The organism is Butyrivibrio sp. WCE2006, assembly GCF_000701985.1.
Taxonomy (GTDB): Bacteria; Bacillota; Clostridia; order Lachnospirales; family Lachnospiraceae; genus Butyrivibrio.
The window spans coordinates 23,860-30,750 of record NZ_JNKH01000041.1 but is presented as its reverse complement, the minus strand read 5'-3'; the positions used below and the strand labels follow the sequence as shown (position 1 = coordinate 30,750).

The window sequence follows — 6,891 nt, the reverse complement described above, 5'->3', positions numbered from 1 at the left end:
TGTGAGTCCGGCGGCTTGAAGAATCATTGGTGTGAAATATGCTGTCAATCAGCTTGTCAAAGTGCAGTTTGCTGATGAATTCCTTTATTAGGAGAAGACCAGCATCGGAGGATAAATCACCTCCGTCAAAATTTAATTTAAAACGCTTATTGCTTTCTAAGGTTGTGTAATCTAAACTAGACATATGAAGCCTCTTTTTTGTTATGTTTTTGGATTCGACACCTAAAATTGTAACAGAATCGGGGCTTTATTAATACCCCTAAGGCTTCACTTATTGGGTGAAAGCAATATGCAGTTTAAATGCAGTAACTATGCGGCTTTGTAATTAAGCCGTGAATAATTCAGGTCAAATATTATCTGTTTATATGAATATATATCAAATGGGGTAGTTAGACAAAATTTATCCTGCTTTTCAATATCATAGACTTTGAGACATTCACAAAAGCCTTTATATCTGTCCATGTTTGTTCTTGCGTAATGAATATCACCGATAAATCCAATTTCTCTAATGCCTTTTTTTACTACCGACTCAGTAATATTATAAGTGGAATGGTATCCTTCAATTAGCAAAAGATCACCGTTTATATCGGCAAACGTAAGAGCAGGAACATTATCAAGGAAAAGGTATGAAGATTTATCAGGTTTATAGAAAACTGGTCAAATGACCACATAGGACAAAAACAGAGATATTAGTGTCCTCGCTGGGGTCTCTTTTTTGATTTTGTTGAATCCCTGAAAATAACCTCGGGACAGATGTAAATCAGTTCACGATTTGCCTTGGGGTGCTGGATTCTGTAGAGAGCCTGTTTTGCAAGCCTTAAACCAAAATTTTCACTACTTACATTTGCTGTGGTAAGAGGAACGGGATAGTTTATGTCTGATTGATTATCAAAGCCTGAAACCATGATGTCATCCGGTATGGAATAACCCTTTTCAGACAGGATGTTGCAAACGATGTTAGCGACAAAATCACTTGCGCAGACAAAAGCTTCGGGCATGTTGCTTATTCCGTTAAGGAAAGAAGATATTTCTTCTTTATAGGTGTCTGCTCCAATGGGGCTTGTCAGGCAAATATTTCCATCTATTTCCAAATTACTGCTTTTCATTGCTTCTTTGTAGCCGTAGTAACGCTCAAAGTTGGTTTGGGCATAATTGATATCACCAATGAAACCGATTCTGCTTTTACCCTGTGAGATAATGTGGTTGGTTATCTGGGAGACTGATGATCTACCCTCGATAAGAACCAGATCACCATTTAAACTTTCAAATGGATAATATGCAATGGTATCCATGAAAACTTTTGGAATAGGAAGTTCACTTAACTTTTTGATAAGATTCTTGTCATATACATTAAGGACTACCACGGCCTGTGTGCTGCCATCTGAGAGAGATGAAGGAAGTTCATAGTCTGATGACGCATCTTTTGGGAGATAGGTGTACATAACATTTGCGTTTGAATTGGAAGCTTCTCTTGCTATTTCGTGTATCATGTTAACCCAGAATACAGATGTTTCCGGCCTTGATACCGCAACGGAAATAGTCGCCTGCGGGGCTTCCGGTAATGAACCGTCGCTGTCAAAAAAAACGGTAGGCATGTTGTAGCCCATTTCAATCGCCTTAGATATTATTTTACTCCTAAGGTCATCTGAGACACCTTCTCTGCCTGTAAAAACTTTCCAGACAGAAACTCTTGATATTCCAAGTGCGTCTGCAATGTCTTGAATTGTTACTTTTTTCATTTCTATACCCTCGACTTATTTACAGATAAAGCTATCGTTTTGCCATCGGCATAAATTCTGACAGCTTTTTCATGATCGCTTGTAAAGGCTGATGCTTCAAAGAAAGTAGGAGTAACTGTAAGTTCGTAATCATCAAGCTTTATTTCAGATTCTTTTTCGCAGCGGGAACAGTCTTTGACAATAGTGCTTATTAATTCCTTATCATCAGTATAATACCCTTTTTTATCAAAAAAAGCATTTTCAGCATAATATATTTTTCTAAGTTCCCATTTGATAAGTTCTGTCTCGGGAATTACCGGGGTATCGGACTTATCATCACAGAAAAATACAAACCCCCATAGCTCCGGATAATGAATGTTTATTACACCTGTGGGAGACCATACCCAATTGTCCTCGGAAAGCGGCTTTCCGGTATTTATGTCCTTGATTTTCTTTGAAAAGATCGGTATACGGAGCGTCTTTCCAGAATTCTTTATCAAGATCGCCATCAAGCACGGGGGCAGAATCTGCTTTTGTGCAGGTATAGACTGGTGGATTAAAAGGAACTCTTGGGAAGGGAATCCTTAATGTGTTTTTGTTGATCATTACATACTCCTTATAATTATTTCTATAAACTTGTTAAGGGTTTCATATTATTACGACCATTATTATTGAGAAGTTTATTATGGGAAATTATATCATCAAAAAACAAACAAAAGCAATTTAGATTTAATATAAATTAACATTTTGTTTACATACATAAAAACGAGGGACTAAAAACGTAAAAGTGCATATATAACGTATAAAATTGACTTTTGCACTAGGAAAAATTTTTAAAAAAAGTTAGAATGTAAATGGATTGGCTTTAACAGGTGTTAATCATGGTATAAACGTTATTAAACATTCAGGATGATATGGAGGATAAACGCAGAATGGGAAACGAAGCGGTATATCTTGATCCCCAAAAAGCACCTTTGGACCGTGCGATGGATCTTTTATCAAAAATGACACTAAATGAAAAAGCAGGGCAGTTAAATCAAAGGCTTTATGGTTTTTCAATATATGAATATGAAGGAGAGAATTTTGTTCTCAGTCAGGAATTTAAAGATGAAGTGGAGAAATGGGGAGGCATTGGCACTTTATATGGCCTTTACAGAGCAGATCCCTGGTCCGGAAGAACTGAGGAAAACGGAATAACTCCGGATAAAAGTATGGATGCATATAACACCGTTCAGAGATATGTTATAGAGCATTCAAGGCTTAGGATTCCTGCACTTATGTCGACGGAATGCCCTCATGGACATCAGGCTCTTGGGGGAGGAATACTTCCTGTAAACACAGCAGCAGGATGCACGTTTGATGAAAAACTGCTTGAAGATGCATATGAAGCATGCGGACGACAGTTATCTGACGGACATGTGGACCTGGCTCTTATGTCCATGCTGGATGTTTTAAGGGATCCCAGATGGGGTAGGTGTGAAGAATGCTATTCTGAGGATCCTGTGCTGTCTTCAAAAATGGCTTTTGCTGCAGTAAAGGGTATGAAGAAAAGTGGAACAGGTGTTGTTGCCAAGCATTTTTGTGCACAGGGTGAAGGTACGGGCGGAGTTAATGCCAGTGCGGCAAGAATCGGTGAAAGGGAACTACGTGAGATACACCTGCCATCTACCGGGGCTGCTGTAAAAGCAGGATGTGACGGAATAATGGCAGCTTATAACGAGATAGATGGAATATACTGCCATGCCAATTCTCATCTTCTTAAAGATGTCCTTAGGAAAGAGATGGGCTTTAAGGGAGTGGTCATGGCGGATGGTTTTGCCATAGATAGTCTTGATAAGGTTACTGATGACAATGTTGAGAGTGGAGCACTGGCTTTGAAGAGTGGTGTGAACATAAGCCTATGGGATAAAGGGTTTACAGAGCTGGTTCAGGCAGTGGAGAGAGGAATCATATCTGAAAAGGATATAGATGAAGCGGTACTCCCTGTTTTACTTTTGAAGTTTGAAAGAGGGCTGTTTGAGAATCCGTATATGTCTAAAAATATGGAGTCTGAGAAATCCTACGGAATAGACAAACTATCGACCAAAATGGCTGAGGAATCTGTAGTAATGCTAAAAAACACGTCTGCTATTTTGCCTGCAAAAAAAGCAAAAAAGATAGCGGTGCTGGGAGAAAATGCAGACTCAGGATATGCGCTAATGGGTGATTACACACCTCCAAGATGTCCGGAGGAGATGGTAACAATATTACAGGGGTTAAAGAGGACGTATGGAAATGATGCTGTAGATGAGTTTGATTTTAATTCGCCTGAAGATAAGAAAAAACTGACAGAAGAAATAAATGAGTACGATATTTTGGTCTTTGTTACAGGAGGAAGCTCCTCCAGATATTCCGGAGCAGAATTTGATAAAAACGGTGCTGCAATCTCAAAAGGCGGGAGTATGGAATGCGGTGAAGGAATGGACAGGGCAGATATTGATGTTGGTTCAAAAGAGGCTAAATTCATCAGACAGGAATTAGGTGGAAAAATACCGGTAATAACGGTTTGCGTTGCAGGAAGACCGTATGCTGTTTCTGAAGTATCTCAAATAAGCGATGCCTTTCTTTACTCGTTTTACCCAGGACCATATGGCGGAGATGCGATTGCAAGAATTATAAAAGGAGAGATAAGTCCTGTGGGTAGATTGTCTGCATCGCTTCCTGTAAGTTCAGGTCAGCTTCCTGTCTATTACAATTTCAAGTCATCCTATGACGGAATGAAATACTGTGATCTGGAGAAAAAGGCGGCCTACAGCTTTGGAGAGGGACTTATGTATGCTGATATTTCCTATAAGGCTGTCCTGTTTAAACAAGTAAAAGAGCTTTCTTCAAAGATTTATGATCCTGGGAATGAAACGGTTAAAAGAAAAGAAGCCAATGAGGAGCTTGGTGAAGTGGTTCTCAGGGCAAAACTAAAGGTCAAAAATGAAGGAAATATAGAGGTCTGCGCAGTTCCGCAGTTGTATATAAGACGGCATGGAGGACTTGTTACTGCAAGAGAACTTGAGCTTAAAAATTTCAAGAGATACCGAATAATGCCTGGAGAAGAGGCAGAAATTGAGATGGAACTTACAGTCGGAGATTTTACATTTTATGACTATGAAATGAAGCTTTCCACTAAAGCAAAGAAATATGAGGTTATTCTTATGGATCAGGGAAAGGAAATAGCAAGAACGTTAATAAATGAAGGCGTTTTACAGGAGGGTTAAAGATGAGTTATAAGAAAAACATATTTGAGTATTTGATACCAAGACCGGTTGAAATAAAGGAGGTAGAAGGGCAATTCAGAATTTCTTATGATACAAAAATTGTTCTTCTTGAAAGCACAGATTCTTCGGATTATAACAGCGCTTTAATACTTAAGGGTGATATAGAGGACAAGCTTGGAATCAGGCTTGAGATTACCAGAAGTGCAAGTGAAGAAGATGTTTTAAAGGTAATAATACTCGATAGGTCTGATGATATAAAAGAAGAGGAAGGATATAGCCTTAACATTAGTGATGACAAAGTAATTGTAAAGGCGAGAACAAAGAGAGGACTCTTATATGGTGTCGCTACATTCAGGCAATTGATAGCGTTAGGTGGCGCTTTGATTCCTGCCTGTGAAATCTCAGATAAGCCAGTACTTTCTAACAGAGGGTTTTATCATGATGCATCAAGGGGAAGAATACAGAAGCTTTCTTCATATAAAAAGCTGGCAGATCTTTGCAGCTATTTTAAACTGAATCAGCTTCAGCTATATGTAGAGCATTCATTTTTGTTTAAAGGATTTTCTGAAGTTTGTAGGGATGATACCCCGCTGACTGCTGAAGATATTCTGGAGCTTGATGAATACTGCGCAAAACTTGGAATAGAACTCATTCCTTCGATTTCAACCTTTGGACATCTCTATAAGGTGCTTAGAACAAAAACTTTTGAGGAGCTGTGTGAGCTTGATGATCCAAGAGACAGCGAGTTCTCTTTTGATCAGAGAATGCAGCATCATACCCTGGATGTGACAAATGAAAAATCCTTTGAATTTGTTAAAAAGGTGCTTGATGAATTTCTTCCGTTATTCAGAAGCGATTATGTAAATATATGTGCAGATGAGACCTTTGATCTTGGAAAAGGTAAGAGTAAAGAGCTTGCAGACAGGGAGGGTGTAGGAAAGGTTTATGTGGATTATGTAAACAGAATCATGGAGTATTGCATAAATAAGGGCAAAAAGCCAATGTTCTGGGGAGATATAATCGTGGGATTTCCTGAGTATGCAAAGCTGCTTCCCAAGGATGTAATCTGCCTTAACTGGGGCTACAGTGACTGCGAGAAAGAGGATAATACCAGAAAACTTGCCGATGTTCCTGTAAGACAGTATCTCTGTCCCGGGGTCCATGGTTGGAGGCATTTTATTAATCATTTTGAGATGGCATACAGAAATATATCTATCATGTGTGAATATGCAGGGAAGTATCATGCGGAAGGCCTCCTGAATACAGATTGGGGCGATTATGGACATTTACAGGATCCGCTTTTCTCAATACCGGGACTTATTTACGGCGCAGCTTTTTCCTGGTCAGGCGTTAGCGAAGAAACTGAGATAAACAGACAAATATCAAGGCTGTATTATGGGGATCGTGAAGAGGAACTAATGAGCGTTGCCAGAGACATAGGAATGCTTGAGGGCAACAGCTGGGATCAACTGGTTCAATTTATAGAACTTATTCGTAACAGACCCGCAGCACAGGAAGCAAAAGAGTTCTATGGCAGGCTTAAAGTAAATGAACCTGCGGAAAATAATAAGCGTATCGATGAAAAGCTGGATGAGCTAAGACTCCTTATTACTGGTGTTAACGATGAGGGAAAAGCGTTAATTAATAGATTACTGCTATTTGCAGAAGGTCAAAAGCTTATGTGCAGAGCACTATATCAGCTTGGATGCAAACTGTTTGACAATGCTCAGAACCATGATGAATGCGTAAGGATAGCCGCAGAAATTGAAACATGGATGTATCACTATAAGAAAATATGGAGAATTACATCGAGAGAAAGTGAATTATATCGCGTGGAAGAGATCTTTTATCAGTGTGCGGATATTCTTAGAGAGCAAAATGTTAATTTGATCATCAAATAGTACTTAATTTTTTAAACACGGAGG

Annotated in this window: 5 protein-coding genes; 2 read left to right on the top strand and 3 right to left on the bottom strand. The window is 39.0% G+C overall.

The window, feature by feature from the left end; translation table 11 throughout:
* The 3 genes from T501_RS21010 to T501_RS16845 all read right to left on the bottom strand — a co-directional run.
* Positions 1 to 184, bottom strand: a 184-nt coding sequence (locus T501_RS21010) for a transposase (RefSeq protein ID WP_197027982.1), incomplete at its 3' end; no start/stop codon positions are given.
* 505 nt (positions 185 to 689) lie between these two features.
* Positions 690 to 1,739, bottom strand: a complete 1,050-nt coding sequence (locus tag T501_RS16850) for a LacI family DNA-binding transcriptional regulator (protein ID WP_044916349.1) — start codon at positions 1,737 to 1,739, stop codon at positions 690 to 692.
* 2 nt (positions 1,740 to 1,741) lie between these two features.
* Positions 1,742 to 2,218, bottom strand: a complete 477-nt coding sequence (locus T501_RS16845) for a DOMON domain-containing protein (RefSeq protein ID WP_207641199.1) — start codon at positions 2,216 to 2,218, stop codon at positions 1,742 to 1,744.
* A gap of 432 nt (positions 2,219 to 2,650) precedes the next feature.
* Between T501_RS16845 and T501_RS16840 the strand changes: the two genes are divergently transcribed.
* Entirely contained in the window at positions 2,651 to 4,966 is a 2,316-nt protein-coding gene (locus T501_RS16840; protein WP_044916346.1) for a glycoside hydrolase family 3 protein, read from the top strand.
* 2 nt (positions 4,967 to 4,968) lie between these two features.
* On the top strand, positions 4,969 to 6,867 hold the full coding sequence (locus T501_RS16835; RefSeq protein ID WP_044916342.1) for a family 20 glycosylhydrolase: 1,899 nt from the start codon (positions 4,969 to 4,971) through the stop codon (positions 6,865 to 6,867).
* Positions 6,868 to 6,891: the final 24 nt, after the last annotated feature.

What these genes read in the sequence shown, in the direction of transcription:
- T501_RS16850 (WP_044916349.1), bottom strand. Translation starts at nt 1,739, where the DNA reads ATGAAAAAAGTAACAATTCAAGACATTGCAGACGCACTTGGAATATCA.
- T501_RS16840 (WP_044916346.1), top strand. Translation starts at nt 2,651, where the DNA reads ATGGGAAACGAAGCGGTATATCTTGATCCCCAAAAAGCACCTTTGGAC.
- T501_RS16835 (WP_044916342.1), top strand. Translation starts at nt 4,969, where the DNA reads ATGAGTTATAAGAAAAACATATTTGAGTATTTGATACCAAGACCGGTT.